20 protein-coding genes and 1 pseudogene are annotated in these 19,740 nt (G+C 68.8%); 11 read left to right on the plus strand and 10 right to left on the minus strand.

Annotated features, from left to right (window positions below):
- Positions 1–23: 23 nt before the first annotated feature.
- Both U0R18_RS14015 and U0R18_RS14020 read right to left on the minus strand, forming a co-directional pair.
- Complete coding sequence (locus U0R18_RS14015) at positions 24–704, minus strand: DUF899 domain-containing protein (protein ID WP_526369271.1); 681 nt, start codon at positions 702–704, stop codon at positions 24–26.
- A 111-nt stretch (positions 705–815) separates the two neighbouring features.
- Positions 816–1,175, minus strand: a complete 360-nt coding sequence (locus U0R18_RS14020; RefSeq protein ID WP_526369273.1) for an Rv2640c family ArsR-like transcriptional regulator — start codon at positions 1,173–1,175, stop codon at positions 816–818.
- 105 nt (positions 1,176–1,280) lie between these two features.
- Here U0R18_RS14020 and U0R18_RS14025 point away from each other — a divergent pair, with 105 nt between their 5' ends.
- Both U0R18_RS14025 and arsB read left to right on the plus strand, forming a co-directional pair.
- Entirely contained in the window at positions 1,281–1,733 is a 453-nt protein-coding gene (locus tag U0R18_RS14025) for an ArsI/CadI family heavy metal resistance metalloenzyme (RefSeq protein WP_526369275.1), read from the plus strand.
- Positions 1,733–3,198, plus strand: a pseudogene (gene arsB / locus U0R18_RS14030) (ACR3 family arsenite efflux transporter). Before U0R18_RS14025 ends, arsB begins: the two are co-directional and overlap by 1 nt.
- Here the strand turns inward: arsB and U0R18_RS14035 are convergent.
- Positions 3,199–3,990, minus strand: coding sequence for a bestrophin-like domain (locus U0R18_RS14035; RefSeq protein WP_526369277.1), 792 nt, complete (start codon positions 3,988–3,990; stop codon positions 3,199–3,201). It abuts the pseudogene before it with no gap.
- Between the two features lie 62 nt (positions 3,991–4,052).
- Here U0R18_RS14035 and U0R18_RS14040 point away from each other — a divergent pair, with 62 nt between their 5' ends.
- Genes U0R18_RS14040 through U0R18_RS14050 form a run of 3 tightly spaced genes read left to right on the plus strand, consistent with a single transcriptional unit; the run spans position 4,053 to position 8,660 of the window.
- Complete coding sequence (locus U0R18_RS14040) at positions 4,053–4,454, plus strand: ArsR/SmtB family transcription factor (RefSeq protein WP_526369279.1); 402 nt, start codon at positions 4,053–4,055, stop codon at positions 4,452–4,454.
- Positions 4,451–5,362, plus strand: coding sequence for a cation diffusion facilitator family transporter (locus U0R18_RS14045; protein ID WP_526369281.1), 912 nt, complete (start codon positions 4,451–4,453; stop codon positions 5,360–5,362). The genes U0R18_RS14040 and U0R18_RS14045 overlap by 4 nt, the downstream gene beginning before the upstream one ends.
- A gap of 31 nt (positions 5,363–5,393) precedes the next feature.
- Entirely contained in the window at positions 5,394–8,660 is a 3,267-nt protein-coding gene (locus U0R18_RS14050) for a DNA polymerase III subunit alpha (RefSeq protein WP_526369283.1), read from the plus strand.
- Between the two features lie 74 nt (positions 8,661–8,734).
- On the opposite strand, the gene U0R18_RS14055 is transcribed toward U0R18_RS14050, so the two are convergent.
- Positions 8,735–9,145, minus strand: a complete 411-nt coding sequence (locus tag U0R18_RS14055) for a TIGR03667 family PPOX class F420-dependent oxidoreductase (protein WP_526369285.1) — start codon at positions 9,143–9,145, stop codon at positions 8,735–8,737.
- A 23-nt stretch (positions 9,146–9,168) separates the two neighbouring features.
- Here U0R18_RS14055 and U0R18_RS14060 point away from each other — a divergent pair, with 23 nt between their 5' ends.
- Positions 9,169–9,810, plus strand: a complete 642-nt coding sequence (locus U0R18_RS14060) for a nitroreductase family protein (protein ID WP_526369287.1) — start codon at positions 9,169–9,171, stop codon at positions 9,808–9,810.
- A gap of 6 nt (positions 9,811–9,816) precedes the next feature.
- Here U0R18_RS14060 and U0R18_RS14065 read toward each other — a convergent pair whose 3' ends face one another.
- On the minus strand, positions 9,817–10,500 hold the full coding sequence (locus tag U0R18_RS14065) for a class I SAM-dependent methyltransferase (protein WP_526369289.1): 684 nt from the start codon (positions 10,498–10,500) through the stop codon (positions 9,817–9,819).
- 50 nt (positions 10,501–10,550) lie between these two features.
- Between U0R18_RS14065 and U0R18_RS14070 the strand changes: the two genes are divergently transcribed.
- Positions 10,551–10,961 (plus strand): MarR family winged helix-turn-helix transcriptional regulator, encoded by a 411-nt coding sequence (locus U0R18_RS14070; RefSeq protein WP_526369291.1) that lies wholly within the window; start codon positions 10,551–10,553, stop codon positions 10,959–10,961.
- Here U0R18_RS14070 and U0R18_RS14075 read toward each other — a convergent pair.
- Complete coding sequence (locus tag U0R18_RS14075; protein WP_526369293.1) at positions 10,958–11,422, minus strand: tRNA (cytidine(34)-2'-O)-methyltransferase; 465 nt, start codon at positions 11,420–11,422, stop codon at positions 10,958–10,960. The genes U0R18_RS14070 and U0R18_RS14075 overlap by 4 nt on opposite strands.
- A gap of 17 nt (positions 11,423–11,439) precedes the next feature.
- Here U0R18_RS14075 and U0R18_RS14080 point away from each other — a divergent pair, with 17 nt between their 5' ends.
- Entirely contained in the window at positions 11,440–11,982 is a 543-nt protein-coding gene (locus tag U0R18_RS14080) for a pentapeptide repeat-containing protein (protein WP_526369295.1), read from the plus strand.
- An 82-nt stretch (positions 11,983–12,064) separates the two neighbouring features.
- On the opposite strand, the gene U0R18_RS14085 is transcribed toward U0R18_RS14080, so the two are convergent.
- Entirely contained in the window at positions 12,065–14,626 is a 2,562-nt protein-coding gene (locus tag U0R18_RS14085; protein ID WP_526369297.1) for an FHA domain-containing protein, read from the minus strand.
- 123 nt (positions 14,627–14,749) lie between these two features.
- Positions 14,750–15,931, minus strand: coding sequence for an NADH:flavin oxidoreductase (locus tag U0R18_RS14090; protein WP_526369299.1), 1,182 nt, complete (start codon positions 15,929–15,931; stop codon positions 14,750–14,752).
- A gap of 27 nt (positions 15,932–15,958) precedes the next feature.
- Between U0R18_RS14090 and U0R18_RS14095 the strand changes: the two genes are divergently transcribed.
- The 3 genes from U0R18_RS14095 to U0R18_RS14105 are packed head-to-tail and all read left to right on the plus strand — an operon-like array spanning position 15,959 to position 17,898.
- Complete coding sequence (locus tag U0R18_RS14095) at positions 15,959–16,807, plus strand: bifunctional methylenetetrahydrofolate dehydrogenase/methenyltetrahydrofolate cyclohydrolase (protein ID WP_526369301.1); 849 nt, start codon at positions 15,959–15,961, stop codon at positions 16,805–16,807.
- The gene (locus tag U0R18_RS14100; protein WP_526369303.1) at positions 16,804–17,085 is read left to right on the plus strand and encodes a DUF3017 domain-containing protein; all 282 of its coding nucleotides are present in this window, start codon (positions 16,804–16,806) and stop codon (positions 17,083–17,085) included. The genes U0R18_RS14095 and U0R18_RS14100 overlap by 4 nt, the downstream gene beginning before the upstream one ends.
- Positions 17,086–17,130: 45 nt before the next feature.
- Positions 17,131–17,898, plus strand: coding sequence for an SHOCT domain-containing protein (locus U0R18_RS14105; protein ID WP_526369305.1), 768 nt, complete (start codon positions 17,131–17,133; stop codon positions 17,896–17,898).
- Here U0R18_RS14105 and U0R18_RS14110 read toward each other — a convergent pair.
- Together U0R18_RS14110 and metX are read right to left on the minus strand one after the other, a co-directional pair.
- The gene (locus tag U0R18_RS14110) at positions 17,895–18,614 is read right to left on the minus strand and encodes a class I SAM-dependent methyltransferase (protein ID WP_526369307.1); all 720 of its coding nucleotides are present in this window, start codon (positions 18,612–18,614) and stop codon (positions 17,895–17,897) included. The genes U0R18_RS14105 and U0R18_RS14110 overlap by 4 nt on opposite strands.
- Positions 18,611–19,738: a homoserine O-acetyltransferase MetX gene (gene metX, locus U0R18_RS14115; protein WP_526369309.1), complete on the minus strand. Its 1,128-nt coding sequence runs from the start codon at positions 19,736–19,738 to the stop codon at positions 18,611–18,613. The genes U0R18_RS14110 and metX overlap by 4 nt, the downstream gene beginning before the upstream one ends.
- Between the last annotated feature and the right edge of the window lie 2 nt (positions 19,739–19,740).

Genomic DNA, 19,740 nt, shown 5'->3' on the forward strand with positions numbered 1-19,740 from the left:
CGACCCCGATGCTCAGCCGGCGGTCACCGCCCGTAGGCGCGGGCGATGTCATCGGATCCCGGCCACCTGGAGTATGTCGGCGACTGCGGCCAGCCGTCCGGGGAATCCTGCCATTCCTCCTGACGGCCGTAGGGCAGGACGTCGATGAGGCCGAAGGTATGGCCGAGCTGTTCGGTGCCGCGGCCGTTGGTGTGCCAGGTGCGGTAGACGGTGTCGGTGCCGGGATCGCGCAGGAACACGTTGATCGCGAAGCCGTCGCCCGGCGCAGCACCCATGTCGGGGCCGAAGCTGTTGTCCGCCGAGGAGTACCAGTCCATTGTGTTGCCGACCTTGGCGCGGTAGGCCAGTGCCTCGTCGATGGGACCGTTGGTCACGACCACGAAGCGGGCGTCGTAGCTGTCCAGGAATTCCAGCCGGGTGAACTGCGCGGTGTAACCGGTACAGCCCGGGCACTGCCACTCCGCGCCGTCGGTCCACATGTGGTGATACGTGATCAGCTGGCTCTTGCCGTCGAACACGTCGGCCAGCCGGGCGGGTCCCGCCGCGCCGATGAGGGTGTAGTCGGGTAGTGCCACCATCGGCAGGCGGCGCCGCTGCGCGGCGATCGCGTCGAGCTCGCGGGTGGCGGCCTTCTCGCGGAGGCGCAGGACGTCGAGTTCGGCGCGCCAGGTCGGTTCGTCGACGACGGTGGGTAGGGCGGTCATGTCAGTGTTGACTTCGCCGGCGCCCATTACTCATCGCTGGCGTACGCCGAAACGCACCTTTCGGCGAATTTGTGCGAGACGGCCCCGCCATTTTGTCGATCTCGGGCCCGCTCAGGTGCAGCAGTTGGGGTCGAGCGCGGCGCACAGAGCTTGGAGAGCGTCGGGGCGCACCCGGTGGTAGACGTTCATTCCGCGCCGCTCGGAGGTGACCAGCCCCGCCCTGCGCAGTTGGGTGAGGTGATGGCTGGCGGTGGATTCGCTCAGGCCGAGGACGGCGGCCAGGTTCCCGGAGATCTCCTCGCCCGAGTCCGAGCTGAACAGGTGGGAGACGATCTTGACGCGGGCTGGGTCCGCTAATGCCTTGAGCCGCAACGCGATCTGCAGGGCATCGTGGTCGCTCATCGGTCCCGCTGCCACCGGTGCGCAACATACCGGCGCGGTGGTGTCGATGACGGGCAGCGCTTTGGGCATGGGCCCATCATGCCATAGATATCTTGACTTATATCGAAAAGGTGGCATGCTGGCCTACGGCACTACTTCGACATATGTCGCAGACTCCTGGGGAGGTCGGTTCTCATGTCCCGTGTTCAACTCGCGCTCAACGTCGACGACCTCGCGTCGGCAATCACGTTCTACTCCAAGCTCTTCAGCACGCAGCCGGCCAAGGTCAAGCCGGGCTACGCGAATTTCGCGATCGCGGATCCGCCGCTGAAACTCGTGTTGCTGGAGAACCCGGGGCAGGGCGGCTCCATCAACCACCTCGGCGTGGAGGTGCCGTCGAGCGCCATGGTTCATGCCGAGATCGCCCGGTTGGCCGAAGCGGGTTTGTTCACTGCCGCGGAGATCGGTACGACGTGCTGCTTCGCCACCCAGGACAAGGTGTGGGTGACGGGCCCGGATCGGGAACGCTGGGAGGTCTATACCAAGCTGGCCGACACCGAGGAGTTCGGATCGGGTCCGAAAAGTGCTGCTGAACAGAATGATTCGACGGTGTGCTGCGGTGGTTCCGAAGCACAACCGTGCTGCTGATGACATCCGTGCGACTGTCCGCTCTGGACCGGCTGCTGCCGTTGTGGATCGGGTTGGCGATGGTGGCGGGCCTGGCCATGGGCCGACTGATCCCTGGCCTGGGCGGTGCGCTCGGCGCGGTCCAGATCGACGGCGTCTCGCTGCCGATCGCCCTGGGGCTGTTGGTGATGATGTACCCGGTGCTGGCAAAGGTCCGATACGACCGACTGGGCGACGTCACCGCGGATCGCCGGCTGATGGTGGTCTCCCTGGTGCTCAACTGGGTGATCGGCCCCGCGGTGATGTTCGCCCTCGCGTGGCTGTTGCTGCCCGATCTGCCCGAGTACCGCACCGGATTGATCGTCGTCGGGCTGGCCCGGTGCATCGCGATGGTGATCATCTGGAATGACCTGGCATGCGGGGACCGGGAAGCCGCCGCGGTCCTGGTTGCCCTGAATTCGCTGTTCCAGGTCGCCATGTTCGCGGCACTGGGCTGGTTCTACCTCACGGTGCTGCCGGGATGGCTCGGCCTGCCGAGTACCGACATCACCGCCTCGCCGCTGCGGATCGCGGAATCCGTCCTCATCTTCCTGGGAATTCCACTGGCCGCGGGTTACCTGTCACGCCGGTTGGGTGAACGTGCCCGGGGCCGGGGCTGGTATGAAACCCGATTCCTACCCCGGGTCTCGCCCTGGGCCCTCTACGGGTTGCTGTTCACCATCGTGATCCTCTTCGCCCTGCAGGGCGATCAGATCATCGACAAGCCGTTCGACGTCGTTCGCATCGCGCTGCCTCTGCTCGTCTACTTCGCGCTCATGTGGGGTGGTGGAATGGTGTTGGGCGCGTCCCTGGGACTGGGCTATGCCCGCACCACCACGTTGGCGTTCACCGCGGCGGGCAACAACTTCGAACTGGCCATCGCCGTGGCAATCGCCACCTGGGGCGCCGCCAGCGGGCAGGCACTGGCCGGAGTCGTCGGACCGCTCATCGAGGTTCCCGTCCTGGTGGGGTTGGTGTACGCATCGTTGGCGCTGCGGCCCCGATTCGGCATGGCCACGGAGAGCGCATGACACATTCCGATGTACCCACGGTGTTGTTCGTCTGTGTCAGCAACGCCGGGAAATCCGTTATGGCACAGGCGCTCATGAACAAGCTCGCCGGGCCGCGCATCCGGGCGCTGTCGGCCGGTACGCACGCCAAGGGCGCTGTCAACGCGCTCTCGGCGCAATCACTGGCGGAACTGGGAATCGATGTCAGCGATCATCGACCGACCCAGCTGGACGACGCCTTGATTGCTGCCGTCGATCTGATTGTCATCGTGGGTACCGCAGCCCAGCCCGATCTTCCCGAACACGGCCCGCCGGTGGAGATCTGGGATACCGACGAACCATCGCTGCGCGGTATCGAGGGCCTGGAACGCATGCGCCTCATCCGCGACGATATCGCCGGCCGTGTCGAGGAGTTGGTCCAGCGCCTGGCACGGTGATCAGGACGGGTGGGTGTCGAGCACCCGCAGGGTTTCCCGCAGCGAATCGGAGGTCGTCGCAATCTCCCCGGTGTATGGGTGCGCCAGTTCCATGATCAGGAACAGGTTCGCTGCGACGACGAGTCCGACGACGGCCACCATCGGAAGATGCAGGTGGGGCTTCTCGACGCCGTAGCTGATCGCCGTGCCCAGGACCAGCGCGCTGGTCAGGAAGATGACCGTCCACAACGGCCAGGGTGGCCCCTGGTCCTGCTGGTCGGTCAGCAGCCGCACGGTGCGCGCCTGGCCGAGCTTGTCCAGGTTCGCGTATGCGGAAGCCACCAGGCTCTTCTGCCGGTCGGTCACTGCTTCGACCTGGTCGTAGGTCGCGTACAGCTGAGCGAGCGCGGCGTCGGTGGTGGGTGAGCGACGGTTGCCCTCCTGGTCCCACTCGGCGATTGCGGCGTTGGTGTACCTGACCAGATCGTGTCGGATCCGGTCGGCGTCGGCCTGGTCGAATCCGCTTGTGTCGGTGGCCAACTGGACTGCGGTGGCGCCCTCCGTCCGCGCGTTCGCGTCGGCGGTGTTGATCTGACCCCACATCGAGGACACCACGAAACCGATGAAGAAGGCGTAGACGAATCCGATGAACCCGTAGGTGAACTTGAGGACGTCGTTGTGTTCGTCGCCGGTCAGTGCCGCGAAGCGACGGCGGACGAACATCGACACCAGCACCGCGCCGCCGGCGATGATCGCCATCAGGCACACCAGGATCAGTCCCGAGGGGACGTGGGTGACGATCCAACGGCTCATCATCGGACTGTAGGAGATGGGCCTGGTTGGCGGTGTGCATCGGCCTGTCCTACTATCTGCGTATGAACGCAACTAGTGGTTCTCCGCTGCCGCTGGCCGACGATCAGGTGGGTCTGGTGGTCGAGGTGTTCCGAATGCTGGCCGATCACACCCGGATCCAGGTGCTGTGGGCGCTCACCGAGACGGAGCTGTCGGTCAACGAACTGGCCGAGCGGGTCGGTAAGCCCGCGCCGTCGGTGTCCCAGCATCTGGCCAAGCTGCGGATGGCCCGGCTGGTGCGTACCCGGCGGGCCGGGACCACCATCTTCTACAGCCTGGAGAACGAGCACGTGCGCCAACTCGTGGTGGATGCGGTGTTCAACGCCGAACACGCCGGCCCGGGAGTTCCGTCGCACCATCGCGACGATCCGGCCGTTGCCGCATTTCCTGCCAAGCCGCGCCAGCGAAAGGCCGACGGACGATGAGTCATTTGCTGCATTCCCACGACCATGCACACGGCCTCGACGACGAGGTGCGGGCCAGTGCCGCGGGCATTCGGGCGGTCAAGGTCAGCCTGGTGGTGCTGGGCATCACGGCGCTCGCACAGGTGGTCGTCGTGCTGCTGTCCGGATCGATCGCGCTGGCCGCCGACACGATTCACAACTTCTCCGACGCGCTGAGCGCGATCCCGCTGTGGATCGCGTTCGCGCTGGGCACCAGGTCTGCCACCCGCCGCTACACCTACGGTTTCGGCCGGGTCGAGGACCTGGCCGGGCTGTTCGTCGTCGCGATGATCGCCCTCTCGGCGATCGTCGCCGGTTACGAGGCCATCCAGCGTCTCGTCCACCCGCGCCCCGTCGAACACCTCGGCTGGGTCGCCCTGGCGGGCCTGCTGGGCTTCATCGGCAACGAATGGGTCGCCCTGTACCGCATTCGCATCGGGCGACGGATCGGCTCGGCCGCCCTGGTCGCCGACGGCCTGCATGCCCGCACCGACGGCTTCACCTCGCTGGCCGTCCTCCTCGGCGCCGGCGGTGTTGCGCTGGGCTTCCCGCTTGCCGACCCCGTTGTCGGCCTGGTCATCACCGTCGCCATTCTGGCCGTGCTGTGCACTGCCGGCCGAGATGTGTTCCGCCGCTTGATGGATGGCGTGGATCCGGGGCTGGTCGAGACCGCCCAAGCCACGCTGGCGGCGCGCCCCGGAGTGCGGTCGGTGCGCAGCGTGCGGATGCGCTGGATCGGTCACCGCCTGCACGCCGACGCCGAACTGGACATCGACCCCGACCTCACTCTGGTCCAGGCCCACCGGATCGCCCATGGCGCCGAACACGACCTGATCCACGCGGTGCCCAAACTCGCGACCGCGGTGATCCACGCGTATCCCGCCGACTGACAGTCGAACAAATGTTCGATATCATTCGGCCATGGGTTGGCACAACGGGCCGCCGAGCTGGGCCGAGATGCAGCGCGTGCTGGAGGGCAGGCCGCCGGTGGGCGACGGCGGGGACAGTCCGGGCTGGTCCCGCAAACGTGCCGCCTATCGGCCCCCTGCCGCCGAGCGTCGACGGTCGCAGGTTCCGTATGCCGAGTTGCACGCCCACTCGGCCTACAGCTTCCTCGACGGTGCGAGCACCCCGGAGGAGCTCGTCGAGGAGGCGGCCCGGCTGGACCTGACGGCCATCGCCCTCACCGACCATGACGGCCTCTACGGCGTCGTCCGGTTCGCCGAGGCCGCCCGTGAACTCGACATGGCGACGGTGTTCGGCGCCGAGCTGTCGTTGAGCGGCGTCGCGCGCACCGAGGAGGCCGACCCACCCGGCCCGCATCTGCTGGTGCTGGCCCGCGGCCCCGAGGGGTACCGGCGGCTGTCGCGCCAGCTGGCCGCCGCGCATCTGGCCGGCGGCCAGAAGGGGGTGCTCCGGTACGACTACGACGCGCTCACCGACGCTGCCGGCGGGCACTGGCACATCCTGACCGGGTGCCGTAAAGGCCATGTCCGCCAAGCTCTTTCCGCCGGTGGTCCGGAGGCGGCCAGCGCTGCGCTGGCCGATCTGGTGGACCGGTTCGGCGCCGACCGGGTCAGTGTCGAGCTCACCGGTCACGGTCATCCGCTCGACGACGAACGCAACACCGTGCTGGCCGGGTTGGCCCCGCGGTTCGGCGTCGGCGTCGTGGCCACCACCGCCGCGCACTTCGCGGCCCCGTCGCGGGGCCGGCTGGCCATGGCGATGAGCGCCATCCGGGCCCGGCAGTCGCTCGACGAGGCGGCCGGCCGGCTGGCTCCGCTGGGTGGTGCGCACCTGCGCTCGGGGGAGGAGATGGCCCGGATCTTCGCCAACCGTCCCGAAGCCGTCACCGCGGCAGCCGAATTGGCGCAGCAGTGCGCGTTCGGCCTGCGGCTGATCGCCCCGCAGCTGCCGCCGTATGACGTGCCGGCCGGGCACACCGAGGACAGCTGGCTGCGGGAGCTGGTGATGATCGGCGCGGCCGACCGCTACGGCCCGCGCGACACCGCCCCCACCGCCTACGCCCAGATCGAACGGGAACTCGACATCATCGCCGGCCTGAAGTTCCCGGGCTATTTCCTGGTGGTGCACGACATCACCCGGTTCTGCCGGGACAGCGACATCCTGTGCCAGGGCCGGGGTTCGGCCGCCAACTCGGCGGTCTGCTACGCGCTGGGGGTCACCGCGGTCGACCCGATCGCCAACGAATTGCTGTTCGAACGCTTCCTGTCCCCGGCCCGGGACGGGCCGCCGGACATCGACATCGACATCGAATCGGATCTGCGCGAGAACGTCATCCAGTACGTCTACGAACGCTACGGCCGCGACTACGCAGCCCAGGTGGCCAACGTCATCACCTACCGGGGGCGAAGTTCGGTGCGGGACATGGCTCGTGCGCTCGGCTACTCACAGGGCCAGCAGGACGCCTGGAGCAAGCAGATCAGCCGGTGGAACGGCCGGGCCGATTCCCCGGACGTGGAGGACATTCCCGGGTCGGTGGTCGAGCTGGCCGGCGAGATCGCCGATCTGCCCCGGCACATGGGCATCCACTCCGGCGGCATGGTGATCTGCGACCGCCCGATCGCCGACGTGTGCCCGGTGGAGTGGGCCCGCATGGCGAACCGCAGCGTGCTGCAGTGGGACAAGGACGACTGTGCGGCAATAGGTCTGGTGAAATTCGATCTGCTCGGACTGGGCATGCTCTCGGCCCTGCACTATGCGGTGGACCTGCTCGCCGAGCACAAGGGGCTGCACGTCGACTTCGCGAAGCTGGATCTCTCGGAGCCGGCCGTCTACGAGATGCTGCAGCGCGCCGACTCGGTCGGGGTGTTCCAGGTCGAGTCGCGCGCGCAGATGGCCACCCTGCCCCGGCTGAAACCTCGGGTGTTCTACGACCTGGTGGTCGAGGTGGCCCTGATCCGTCCCGGCCCCATCCAGGGCGGGTCCGTGCATCCCTACATCCGCCGCCGCAACAAGCTGGATCCGGTGGTCTACGACCATCCCTCGATGAAGCCGGCGCTGCGAAAGACGTTGGGGGTTCCGCTGTTCCAGGAACAGCTGATGCAGTTGGCGGTCGACTGCGCCGGGTTCAGCCCGGCCGAGGCCGATCAGCTGCGCCGGGCGATGGGATCCAAACGGTCGACGGAGAAGATGCGCCGGTTGCGCGGCCGGTTCTACGACGGGCTGCGCGAACTGCACGGCATCGAGGGTGCGCTGGCCGACCGGATCTACGAGAAGCTGGAGGCCTTCGCCAATTTCGGCTTCCCCGAGAGCCATGCGCTCAGTTTCGCCTCACTGGTGTTCTACTCGTCGTGGCTCAAGCTGCACCACCCCGCCGCGTTCTGCGCCGCGCTGCTGCGGGCACAGCCGATGGGCTTCTATTCGCCGCAGTCGCTGGTGGCCGATGCCCGCCGGCATGGTGTGGTGGTGCACGGCCCGTGCGTGAACGCCAGTCTGGCGCACGCCACACTGGAGAACGCCGGCCTCGAGGTCCGGCTCGGGCTGGGCGCGGTCCGTCACGTCGGCGACGAGCTGGCGCAGCGGCTGGTCGAGGAGCGAAAGGCCAACGGCCCGTTCGCATCTCTGCTCGATCTGACCGGTCGCCTGCAATTGAGCGTGCCGCAGACCGAGGCGCTGGCCACGGCGGGGGCGCTCGGCTGCTTCGGCGTCGACCGGCGTGAGGCGCTGTGGGCGGCGGGCGCGGCCGCCGGCGAGCGGGCCGACCGGCTGCCCGGTGTCGGGACGACATCGCACACCCCGGCGCTGCCCGGGATGAGCGCGCTGGAACTGGCGGCCGCCGATGTGTGGGCCACCGGTGTGTCACCGGACAGCTATCCCACCCAGTTCCTGCGGGCCGACCTGAACGCCCTCGGCGTGGTGCCCGCCGGCGAGCTGCTCGGTGTGTGCGACGGCACCCGGGTGCTGGTGGCCGGGGCGGTCACGCATCGCCAGCGTCCGGCGACCGCGCAGGGTGTGACGTTCATGAACCTCGAGGACGAGACCGGTATGGTCAATGTGCTCTGTTCGCAAGGGATTTGGGCACGCAACCGCCGGCTGGCGCAGACGGCGCCGGCGCTGGTGGTGCGGGGGATCGTGCAGAACGCCAGCGGCGCGGTCACGGTCGTCGCCGATGGGATGCGCCCGCTCGACCTGCGGGTGGGCTCCCGATCCCGCGACTTCCGCTAGCCGCTACTCGGCGAGTGTGCGTGTCGGTCCGCCGACACGCCGTCGCCGCCGTACTTCTGTGCACGCTCGCGGAGTCAGCCCTGCGGTGTGCCCCAAACCTTTTCGATGTCGATACGGATCCGGGTGCTGTATTGCTCCATTGCCTCGGTCATCCCGAACTGCTCGGCGGCGGCGCTGTACTTGGCCCAGTACGGCCGATCGCTGCGGGCGTCGACTCCCTCGGCGTCCACCCGCGCGGTGCCGGCCACCACCACGATCCCGCCGCCGTTGCCGTCGGAATCGAGGTTCAGACTCACCTGCGGGTGGCGACGGATGTGCGCGACCTTCGCCGCGCCGGGCATCGTGTAGAGGTAGATCGCCGATCCGTCGAAGTGGAACCAGATCAGCCGCGGCACCGGCAACCCGGACTTCGCGATGGTGGTGAGCCAGCCGTATTGGTCGGCGACAAGTCTGTTGGACATCTCATCGGTCAGGTCAATGGCCATGTCCTCGAATGTAACCTGGCGGGATGCCCCTCAACCTGTCCAATGATGAACTGTTGACCACCACCCGGTCGGTGCGCAAGCGGCTGGACTTCGACAAACCGGTGCCGCGCGAGGTGCTGATGGAATGTCTGGAGTTGGCGTTGCAGGCGCCCACGGGCTCCAATGCGCAGGGCTGGCAATGGGTGTTCGTCGACGACCGGGCGAAGAAGAAGGCCCTGGCCGACATCTACCGGGCCAACGCCACGCCCTACCTGGATGCCGAGAAGCCGGAGTACGGCGACGTCCGCGATCAGCAGATCGGGGCCGTGATGAATTCGGCGAAGTATCTCAACGAGCACTTCGAGGAGGCGCCGGTGCTCATGATCCCGTGCCTCGAGGGCCGCCCCGACGGCGCGCCGGCCGGGATCAGCGCGTCGTACTGGGGATCACTGTTGCCGGCGGTGTGGAGCTTCATGCTCGCGCTGCGCTCGCGCGGGCTCGGCTCGGCGTGGACCACCCTGCACCTGATCGGCGACGGCGAGAAGCAGGCCGCCGACGTCCTCGGCATTCCGTTCGACACGCACGCCCAGGGTGGTTTGTTCCCGATCGCCTACACCAAGGGCACCGATTTCAAGCTGGCCAACCGGCTGCCGGCCGAGCAGCTGACCCATTGGAACACCTGGTAGTCGCGCCTACCGGTGCGCGGACAGCAGCCAGGCCGGTAGGGACTTGCGGCCGTTCGGCTCGTCGCGGATGTCGGCCCCGCCGAACGGCCCCAACGCCTCGCCGACGTTCGGCGGCATGTGGCCGTGGATGCGGGCCGGCCGGATCTCGTCGATGGTCCAGTACGGGCTGACCGCGGCACGCAGTTCGGCCTCGTCGACGGCGTTGACCGGGCTGTCACCGGGCATGCCCGTCTTGTCGAAGACCAGGACGAAGTACGACGCGCCGGGCGCGGCGGCTCGCACGATCGAACGCTGGTAGCCGTCGCGCAGCTCGACCGGCATCGAGTGGAACAGGGTCGAATCGATGATGGTGCCGAACCGGCCGTCATAGCCGCCGAAGTCGCTGATGTCGGCGACCTCGAAGGCGGCGTTGGTCAGGCCGCGTCGGGCGGCCTCGGCGCGGGCCAGTTCGATCGCCGTCGGCGCCTGGTCCAGGCCGACGACGGTGAAGCCGCGCTCGGCGAGGTCCATCGCGGTGGCCGCCTCGCCGCAACCGGCGTCGAGCACGTCGCCGTGCACGAGGCCGGCCGCGATCAGCGCGGCGATCTCGGGCTGCGGTTCACCGATGCTCCACGGCGGACGGGCGCCCATCTCGGGTGCCTCGCCCCGGTAGGCCTGTTCGAACATCGCGTCGCTCGGTTGCTCGGTCATGTTCTCCGGTCTACCGACGATCCGTAGATGTGTCAAGTAAACTGACATCCATGGCTGCCAACCCGCCGCTGGGCTATGTGATGCACCGTCTGCACATGGCGTTGCGCGGCGAGGTCACGGAGGCCGTCCTCGAACCGCTCGGCCTGACCTTTCCCGAGTACATCTGCCTGCGGATGCTCTCGCATTCGCCCGGCGCGTCGAACGCCGAGCTGGCGCGCAACATCAGCGTGTCCCGGCAGGCCATGAACCTGGTTCTGCGCGGGCTGCAGGACCGGGGTCTGGTTCGGCGTCCGCCGACGGCCGAGAAGGGCCGTGCGCGTCCCGCCGAGCTGACGGCGGCGGGCTCGAAGTTGTTGGGGCGCACGGACTCCGGTGTCCGGGCTGCCGAGGAGCGGATCCTGGCCACGTTGAGCGGGGCCGACCGCGCCCAGTTCCGCAGGATCCTGGCGGCCCTGATCTAGACGGCTCCGGTGAACCCCTGCTGACGCCAGGCTTCGTACACCGCGACGGCGGCCGCATTCGACAGGTTCAGCGATCGGCGGCCGGCCAGCATCGGGATGCGCACCCGCGCGGTGACGTGCGGATCGGCCAGCGTCCGTGCATCCAGCCCGGTGGGTTCCGGGCCGAACAACAGGACATCGCCGGGGCGATAGGCGATCTCGGCGAACGAGGTATCCGAATGTGCGGTGAACGCGAACACGCGCGCCGGTGTCACGGCCGCCCACGCGTCGTCGAGCGATGCGTGCACCGTCACCGACGCCAGGTCGTGGTAGTCCAGCCCGGCGCGGCGCAGCTTCGGCTCGGACAGGTCGAACCCCAACGGCTCGACCAGATGCAGCTCGGCGCCCGTGGCCGCCACCATCCGGATCGCGTTGCCGGTGTTCGGCGCGATCCGGGGGGAGTAGAACATCAGCTTGAACACTCCACGATGATGGCAGCATGCTCTGGACCGACCGCGAGTTCACCGACCATGACTTCCGTGACGAGGATCTGGGCGGACTGCAGACCGAGCGGGTGGTGTTCGACGGGTGCCACTTCGGCGGGGTCAACCTCAGCGAATCCGAGCATCGCGGCAGCGCCTTCCGCAACTGCCGGTTCGACCGCACCACGTTGTGGCACAGCACCTTTCGGGCGTGCAGTCTGATGGGTTCGGTATTCACCAACTGCCGGTTGCGACCGGTGCTGCTCGACGAGGTCGACCTCACCCTGGCCGTGCTCGGCGGGGCCGACCTGCGCGGCGTCGACCTGTCCGGCTGCCGGCTGCGCGAGGCATCGCTGGTGGAGGCCGACCTGCGCAGGGCGGTGCTGCGCGACGCGGACCTCACCGGAGCCCGCACGGTGGGCGCCCGGTTCGAGGACGCCGACCTGCGCGGCGCGCGCGTGGACCCGACCTTCTGGACGACGGCCCGGACACGCGGCGCCAAGGTGGATCTGGGTCAGGCGGTGGCGCTCGCCGCCGCCCACGGTCTGGTCATCGAATAGCGCCGAGCGTCCGCCTTTGTACGGTCGCCCGCGGCGTGTCGTGTACAGACACGGCCGCTCGCGGTGGCGGGTCGGCGAGCGGCTAGCTGGCTTTGAGCCGGAGCTTCCAGCGCACGAAGCCGGTGTAGGCAATGCAGATCGCGGCCAGCATCGCCATGTCGAAGAGCCAGGCCGCCGGCGTGTGCTTCCAGTGACTGTCATCGGGCATCAGCGGCGCCGGCACCAGCCGGGTCAGGTCGATCGTCGACGCCGATGTGGCGAACCCCCAGCGGGCCGGCGTCACCCAGGACAATTGGTCGAGCACCACCCGATCCGTCACCGGGATCAATCCGCCGGAGAACACCAGCTGGCTCATCACCGCGACCACCAGCAGCGGCATGATCTGTTCGGCCGAGCGGGCCAGCGCCGACAGCGCCAGCCCCGTCATGGCCGCGGCCACACACGTCGCGGCAATGTCCACGAAGAGCTCGAGGGTGCGCCCGCTCAGGAAGGCGCCGGAGTCGACGGAACCCTCGCCCCAGCCCTTGCCCAGGACCGTGATGGTCACCACGATCACCGACTGGATGATCGCGAACACGGTGAAGACCGCGATCTTGGCCAGCAGATAGGCGGTGGTCGACAGGCCGACGGCCTGTTCGCGGCGGAAGATGGCCCGCTCGCCGATCAGTGCCCGCACCGTCAGCGCGGTGCCCATGAAGATGGCGCCCACGTTGAGCATCACCAGGATCTGACCCGGCTCGTTCGGTGAGGCACCGCCCTGGATCGCGGGGATCGGCAGGCCGAAGCCCACGCTGGCACCGTCGGGTCCGCCGCCCGGCACGGACAGCGACAGCACACCCATGATGAACGGCAGGAACAGTAGGAACGCCGAGTAGGCCCGGTCGGACACCACCAACCTGACCTGCCGGCGGGCGATGGTGAACAGCTGCCGCTTGAGGCTGGTTTTCGCTGGCTTGCCCAGATCGCTGGGGGCGGCGGCCTCCGGGGTGGGCGGCGGCGGGCCGCTGCGGTCGACGAACCGCCGGTGGGCTTCGTTCGCATCGCCGGCCACCGAACTGAAGATGTCGGCCCAGTTGGTGGTACCCATCGCCGCGCCGATGTCGCTGGGGGGTCCGCAGAACGCGGTCAGCCCGCCGGGCGCCAGCAGCAGCACCTGGTCGCAGACATCGAGGTAGGTCAGCGAGTGGGTCACCACCAGCACCACGCGGCCCGCGTCGGCCAGCTGCCGCAGCATCGTCATGACCGCGCGGTCCAGGGCGGGATCCAGGCCCGAGGTCGGCTCGTCGAGGATCAGCAGCGACGGCCCGGTCAGCAGCTCCATGGCCACCGAGGCCCGTTTGCGCTGGCCGCCCGACAGTTTCTCCACCCGGGTGCCGGCGTGCTGGGTCATCTCCAGCTCTTCGAGCACCTGCGCGACGACCTGCTCGCGGTCCTCCTTGGTGGTGTCGGGCGGCAGCCGTAGTTCGGCGGCGTACATCAGTGCCTGGTGCACGGTCAGCTGCCCGTGCACGACGTCGTCCTGCGGCACCATGCCGATCCGGGAACGCAGCGAGGCGTACTCGGCGTGGATGTCGTGGCCCTCGAAGGTGACGGTGCCGCTGGTCGGATGCGTCAGGCCGGCGACCTGGCGGGCGAAGGTCGACTTGCCGGCGCCGGATGGGCCGATCACCGCGGTCAGGGTGCCGGGCCGGGCGTCGATCGAGATGTTGTCGAGCAGCGTCTTGTTGCCCTCGATGGTCCAGGTCAGTCCCCGCACCTCGAGTCCACCGGTGCGGGTGGCCGCCTCGGTCTCCGAGCGCCGGACCAGTGTGCCGCCGGCGAAGACCAGGTCGACGTTGCCGATGGTGACCACGTCGCCGTCGCGCAGCGTGGCCGCGTCGACGCGCTGGCCGTTGACGAACGTGCCGTTGATACTGCGGTTGTCTGTGATTTCTGCGGTCCCCGCGGGCCCTGGAATCAGGGTGGCGTGGTGGCGCGAGGCCAGCACGTCGGCAACGACGATGTCGTTGTCGGTGGCGCGACCGATCTTGATGGCGCCCTCCGGCACATCCTGCGACCGGCCCGGCCGCAGGATCTTGAGCATGCTGGTGGCCAGGTTGGTGTTGTCACCGGTGGGCAGCGCGGTGGGGCCCATCTGGGTCGGCAGGTTGCCCGGTGCCGTGGGCGCCGGCGTGGGGGCGGACATCGGCGGCGGGGTCGGGATCGGGGCCGACGGGGGTCGCACGGGCGGCGGCGGGTACGACGGCTGCGGAGCGCTCGGGTATGCCGGCGGCGGCGGGATCACGGTGGTGGCCGGGATCGCGGTGGTCTGCGGGGGCCGGCCGACCATGCCGGTGGCCTGGCCGACGTCGAAACGCAGCAGCGGGCCGTCGGGGTTGCCGATGTTGACCGCCGTGCCATCGGCGATGTCGACGGCGGGAACGCGGCGGCCGTTGACGAACAGTCCGTTGAGCGAGCCGTTGTCGATGGCGACCCAGCGGTTGTGGTCGAACCGCAGCAGCAGGTGTGCCCGCGAGATCAGCGGGTGGGCGATACGGACATCGGCGCGCAGGTCGCGGCCCACCACCACGTCATGGCCGGGAGCGAAAGTGCGCTGCGCTCCGTCGTATCGAACGGTCAATGCGGGAGCGACTGGTCGACTCATCGTCCCCAACTGTATCGGCTGGCGGGCCCGAGTCCGGACGGCCCGCACCACCGCATCTGTTCAGCCGTCAGTGCGAGACCTACTCGCAACCTGGCGCAGCCGGCGCTGAGCAGATGCGGGGGTTCAGCGGTCCGGCGCCCCCGTCACCACGCAGTGCGTGTGGCTGTAGATGGTCGGCATGCACAGGTTGCAGTGATCGCAGATGGACTGCACCCCGGAGTCCGCCTGGATGCGGTTGAGCAGGTCGGGTTCGGCCAGCAGCGCGCGGCCCATCGCCACGAAGTCGAACCCGGCGGCCATCGCCTTGTCCATGGTTTCGCGGTTGGTGATGCCGCCCAGCAGGATGATCGGCAGTTTCAATTCGGCGCGGAACTTCTCCGCGTCGCGCATCAGATACGCCTCGCGGTAGGGGTATTCGCGGAAGAACTTGTTGCCCGACATCCGCACGCCCCAGCTGATCGGGGGCTTGAAGTTGGCGGCGAACTCCTTGACCGGTGCACCGCCGCGGAACAGGTACATCGGATTCACCAGCGAGGACCCCGCGGTCAGTTCCAGGGCGTCCAGGCCGCCGTCGTCCTCGAGCCACTTCGCGGTCTGCAGCGACTCCTCGATCGGGATGCCGGCGCGCACCCCGTCGGACATGTTCAGCTTGGCCGTCACCGCGATCCGGTCGCCGACCTCGGCGCGCACCGCGCGAACCACCCCGCGGGCCACTTTCGCCCGGTTCTCCAGCGAGCCGCCGAACTCGTCGTCGCGGCGGTTGAGCAACGGCGACAGGAACGAACTGGCCAGATAGTTGTGCCCGAGGTGGATCTCGACGGCGTCGAAGCCGGCCTCGATGGCCAGCCGGGCGGCGTTGGCGTGGGCGTCGGTGACCTCGCGGATGTCGTCGCGGGTGGCCTTGCGCGCGAACCGCATCGACAGCGGGTTGAAGAACCGCACCGGTGCCAGAGCGGGCGCCTTGTTGGTGCGCGAATTGGCGACCGGCCCGGCGTGCCCGATCTGCGCGCTGATCGCCGCGCCCTCGGCGTGCACGGCGTCGGTCAGCCGGCGCAGACCGGGGACGGCCTCGGGTCGCATCCAGATCTGCCAGCCGTCGGTCCGGCCGCCCGGCGACACCGCGCAGTAGGCGACGGTGGTCATGCCGACACCGCCCGCGGCGGGGCGCCGGTGGTAGTTGATCAGGTCGTCGGTGACCAGGGCGTCCGGGGACGCCGCCTCGAACGTCGCGGCCTTGATGATGCGGTTGCGCAGCGTCAGCGGGCCGAGCTTGGCCGGACTGAACACATCGGGCTGGGTGTTCACCGTTGTGACTCTGCCAGAATGTCCACCGTGGGAGCGACAGTGCTGGACGGTAAGGCCACCCGGGACGAAATCTTCGTCGACCTGACGGAGCGGGTGGCGGCGTTGACCGCGGCGGGCCGCACGCCCGGGCTGGGCACCATCCTGGTCGGCGACGACCCGGGCTCGCAGGCCTATGTGCGCGGCAAGCACGCCGACTGCGCCAAGGTCGGCATCAACTCGATCCGCCGTGATCTGCCTGCCGACATCAGCCAGGCGGAGCTGGACGCCACCATCGACGAACTCAACGCCAACCCGGACTGCACCGGGTACATCGTTCAGCTGCCGCTGCCACGGGGTCGATTGGACGAGAACGCCGCCCTCGAGCGCATCGACCCGGACAAGGACGCCGACGGGCTGCATCCGACCAACCTCGGTCGGTTGGTATTGGGTGAGGAAGCGCCCCTGCCGTGCACCCCGCGCGGCATCGTGCATCTGCTGCGCCGGTACGACGTGCCGATCGCCGGCGCACACGTGGTGGTGATCGGCCGCGGCGTGACGGTCGGCCGCCCCCTGGGCCTGCTCCTGACCCGGCGCAGCGAGAACGCCACGGTGACGTTGTGCCACACCGGAACTCGCGATCTGCCGGCATTGACCCGGCAGGCCGACATCATCGTCGCCGCCGTGGGTGTGCCGCACATGGTGACCGCGGACATGGTGAAACCCGGTGCGGCCGTTGTCGACGTCGGGGTCAGCCGGGTCGACGGAAAGCTCACCGGCGACGTGCATCCCGGCGTGTGGGACGTCGCCGGGCACGTGTCACCCAACCCCGGCGGAGTGGGGCCGTTGACGCGGGCCTTCCTGCTGACCAACGTCGTCGAGTCGGTCGAAGCGGGATGAGCTTTCGGACCGCCGTGCGCGCGCAGTGGCCGATCGTGGCGGTCGGCGTCATCTTCCTGACGGCGTTCGTCCTGGTGGCGGCGGGCTTCTGGCGCCGCGGCTCGCTACTGATCGGCATCGGCGTGGGGGTGGCAGCCGGTCTGCGGCTGGCGCTGTCCGACGATCGGGCGGGACTGTTGGCGGTGCGGTCCAAGGGGCTCGACGTCGCAATGACGGCATCGGTGGCGGCGTCGGTGATCTTCACGGCGTTCACGATCGATCCGCTGGGAACCAGCTAGCAGAAGTCACAGTCGATTCCCAGCTCGCCGGGTTAGCCTGCGCCGATGACGGGGGATCGCAAACTGCCGCTCGCGTTGACGTTGTGGTGGGCGCTGGCCATCCTGCCCGGGATGCTGGTGGTCGCGTTCGGTGGACTCGACCTGATGGGCAACATCACCGGGTCGATCATGATCGTCTGGATCGTCGGCTACCTGGCGCAGTTGGCCGCGTTCATGTGGGCCAGCAGACTCACCGGCCGCGACAACATGATCGGCTGGTTCATCGCCTCGCTCGCGCCGTGGGCGGTCGACTGGTCGGCCCCGTTCTCGCTTCTCTATCCGCTGCTGGTGGCGGTGCTGGTCGGCGGCCAGGCCTGGTGGATGTACCGGTCGTCGGTCGCGCAGAAAGATCTCGAGCAGCATGGCGTCCCGGCCGTCGGCGTGGTGCTCAGCGTCAAACAGCCGATCATGAACATGGTGATCAACAACGCCTACATCCGGCGCACGATGCAGCTGCGGATCGAACGGTCCGACGGCGTGGCGCCGTACGAGGCCAAGTACTCGGGGACGTTCATGTTCGGCAACATTCCCGATCCCGGTGACCGGTTCAACCTGCGGGTGGACCCGATGAACCCGAACCGGTTCGAGGTCGTCGACGGGGAAGCCGGGCCGGCCGCAGAGTCGACGTTCACGACGCAGGACTGGGGCAATTTCACTGCGCCGGTGGATGATTCGGTGGCAACGGGGCTGCAGAAGCTGGCCGATCTGCACGCCAGCGGTCAGCTCAGCGACGCCGAATTCACGGCCGCGAAGGCGCGGCTGCTCAATGGCTAGCCCAGCGTCGACCGGATGCACACCGTGATGTAGGGCAGCGCCACACCCGTGGCCTGCGCCAGGGCGGGATGCGTGGCGAGCAGTTCGCGTACCTCGTCGAGCACCCGGGTGCGCACGTCGGTCGGGGAGGTGATGCAGTAGCTGCGCGACGCCACCAGATCGACAACCGCTTGCGGCGTCAGGTAATTCGTCCACTCGACGTGCAGCCGTTCGGGTTCGGTGAACGGCGCGGGCAACGACAGCTTGTGGCTGAACGGGTCGTCCTCGGGCCCGATGATCCGGCCCAGATCCTTCACCCAGCCGAGCCGTTCGTCGCGCGTGTTCCACACCAGACCGAGGCGGCCGCCGGGCCGCAGCACCCGGGCGACCTCGGGGATTGCGCGTTCGGGATCGACCCAGTGCCACGCCTGTGCCACCAGTACCGCGTCGACACTGTTGTCGGGCAACGGGATTTCCTCCGCGGTGCCCAGCAGTGCCGGCGTCTGCGGCAGAGCATGGCTGAGGACCTCGAGCATCTCGGCGATCGGGTCGACGGCCACGACGTTCAGGCCGCGTTCCACCAGCCGGGTGGTGAGCTTGCCGGTCCCGGCGCCCAGGTCCAGCACGTCGCGCGCGCCGGCGGGCAGCAGCCAGTCGATGGCCTCCGGCGGGTACGACGGACGGCCCCGTTCGTAGGCGGCGGCCTGCGCGCCGAAGGACAGGGAGCGATCGCTCACCGGTCGGCCAGCTCGAGGGTGCGGCGAACCAGCTCGCCCACGGCATCAGTCTCGATCAGGAAACCGTCATGGCCGCAGTCGGATTCGATCACGTCGAGCCGGTCGCAGCCGGGCAGCAGCTCGGCCAGCTCGCGCTGCAGACGCAGCGGATAGAGCCGATCGGAGGTGATGCCGCCGACCACCACCGGCACCGGGCACGCGCGCAGCGCGGCCGCCACGCCGCCGCGTCCTCGGCCCACGTCGTGGCTGGACAGCGAATCCGACAGCGCCACATAGCTTCCCGCGTCGAAGCGGGTCAGTAGCTTGTCGCCCTGGTGCTGCAGGTAGCTCTGCACGGCGTAGCGCCCACCGTCGAGCGGGTTCTCGTCGCCCTGGGCGTCGTTGGTGAACCGCTCGTCGAGGTCGAGTTCACCGCGGTAGGTCAGGTGCGCGAACTGGCGGGCGATCTTCAGGCCCGCGTCCGGCGTGCTGCCGGTGTCGTAGTAGTCGCCGCCCTGCCAGTTCGGGTCGGCCTTGATGGCCGCGATCTGGGTGCACTGGGTGCCGATCTGGTCGGCGGTGGCACGGGCGCCGACGGCGAGCACGAGGGCCGCGCGGACCGAATCGGGATGTCCGACTGCCCATTCCAGCGCGCGGGCACCGCCCATGGAGCCACCGATCACTGCGGCCACCTGGTCGATGCCCAGTGCGGCCAGGGCGGCCACGTCGGCGGCAACCTGGTCGCGGATCGTCACGGCGGGAAATCGGGAACCCCACGGCTTGCCGTCGCGCGCAAGGGAACTGGGCCCCGTCGAGCCGCGGCAGCCGCCCAGGACATTGGTGGCGATGGCGCACCACTTGGTGGTGTCGATCGGAGCGCCGGGGCCGGCGATGCCGTCCCACCAGCCCTCGGTCGGGTGGCCGGGACCGGCCGGGCCGACGACGTGCGAGTCGCCGGTCAATGCGTGCAGCACGATGACGACGTTGTCGCGCGTGGGGGACAGCTCGCCCCAGCGTTGGACGGCGATGCTGACGTCGTCGAGGACCGCACCGCTCTCGAGTGTCAGCGGGCCGATGTCGATGATCCCGGTTTCGCCCTCGGCGGGGAGCGCCACGGTGGTGGCGCGATCTTGCGAGATGGTCATGT

It is taken from the genome of Mycobacterium sp. (assembly GCF_046330795.1).
GTDB lineage: Bacteria > Actinomycetota > Actinomycetes > Mycobacteriales > Mycobacteriaceae > Mycobacterium.

Excerpts from the sequence above, each read along its gene's own strand:
- U0R18_RS14015 (WP_526369271.1), bottom strand. The coding sequence starts at position 704 with ATGACCGCCCTACCCACCGTCGTCGACGAACCGACCTGGCGCGCCGAA.
- U0R18_RS14020 (WP_526369273.1), bottom strand. The coding sequence starts at position 1,175 with ATGCCCAAAGCGCTGCCCGTCATCGACACCACCGCGCCGGTATGTTGC.
- U0R18_RS14025 (WP_526369275.1), top strand. The coding sequence starts at position 1,281 with ATGTCCCGTGTTCAACTCGCGCTCAACGTCGACGACCTCGCGTCGGCA.
- U0R18_RS14035 (WP_526369277.1), bottom strand. The coding sequence starts at position 3,990 with ATGAGCCGTTGGATCGTCACCCACGTCCCCTCGGGACTGATCCTGGTG.
- U0R18_RS14040 (WP_526369279.1), top strand. The coding sequence starts at position 4,053 with ATGAACGCAACTAGTGGTTCTCCGCTGCCGCTGGCCGACGATCAGGTG.
- U0R18_RS14045 (WP_526369281.1), top strand. The coding sequence starts at position 4,451 with ATGAGTCATTTGCTGCATTCCCACGACCATGCACACGGCCTCGACGAC.
- U0R18_RS14050 (WP_526369283.1), top strand. The coding sequence starts at position 5,394 with ATGGGTTGGCACAACGGGCCGCCGAGCTGGGCCGAGATGCAGCGCGTG.
- U0R18_RS14055 (WP_526369285.1), bottom strand. The coding sequence starts at position 9,145 with ATGGCCATTGACCTGACCGATGAGATGTCCAACAGACTTGTCGCCGAC.
- U0R18_RS14060 (WP_526369287.1), top strand. The coding sequence starts at position 9,169 with ATGCCCCTCAACCTGTCCAATGATGAACTGTTGACCACCACCCGGTCG.
- U0R18_RS14065 (WP_526369289.1), bottom strand. The coding sequence starts at position 10,500 with ATGACCGAGCAACCGAGCGACGCGATGTTCGAACAGGCCTACCGGGGC.
- U0R18_RS14070 (WP_526369291.1), top strand. The coding sequence starts at position 10,551 with ATGGCTGCCAACCCGCCGCTGGGCTATGTGATGCACCGTCTGCACATG.
- U0R18_RS14080 (WP_526369295.1), top strand. The coding sequence starts at position 11,440 with ATGCTCTGGACCGACCGCGAGTTCACCGACCATGACTTCCGTGACGAG.
- U0R18_RS14085 (WP_526369297.1), bottom strand. The coding sequence starts at position 14,626 with ATGAGTCGACCAGTCGCTCCCGCATTGACCGTTCGATACGACGGAGCG.
- U0R18_RS14100 (WP_526369303.1), top strand. The coding sequence starts at position 16,804 with ATGAGCTTTCGGACCGCCGTGCGCGCGCAGTGGCCGATCGTGGCGGTC.
- U0R18_RS14105 (WP_526369305.1), top strand. The coding sequence starts at position 17,131 with ATGACGGGGGATCGCAAACTGCCGCTCGCGTTGACGTTGTGGTGGGCG.
- metX (WP_526369309.1), bottom strand. The coding sequence starts at position 19,738 with ATGACCATCTCGCAAGATCGCGCCACCACCGTGGCGCTCCCCGCCGAG.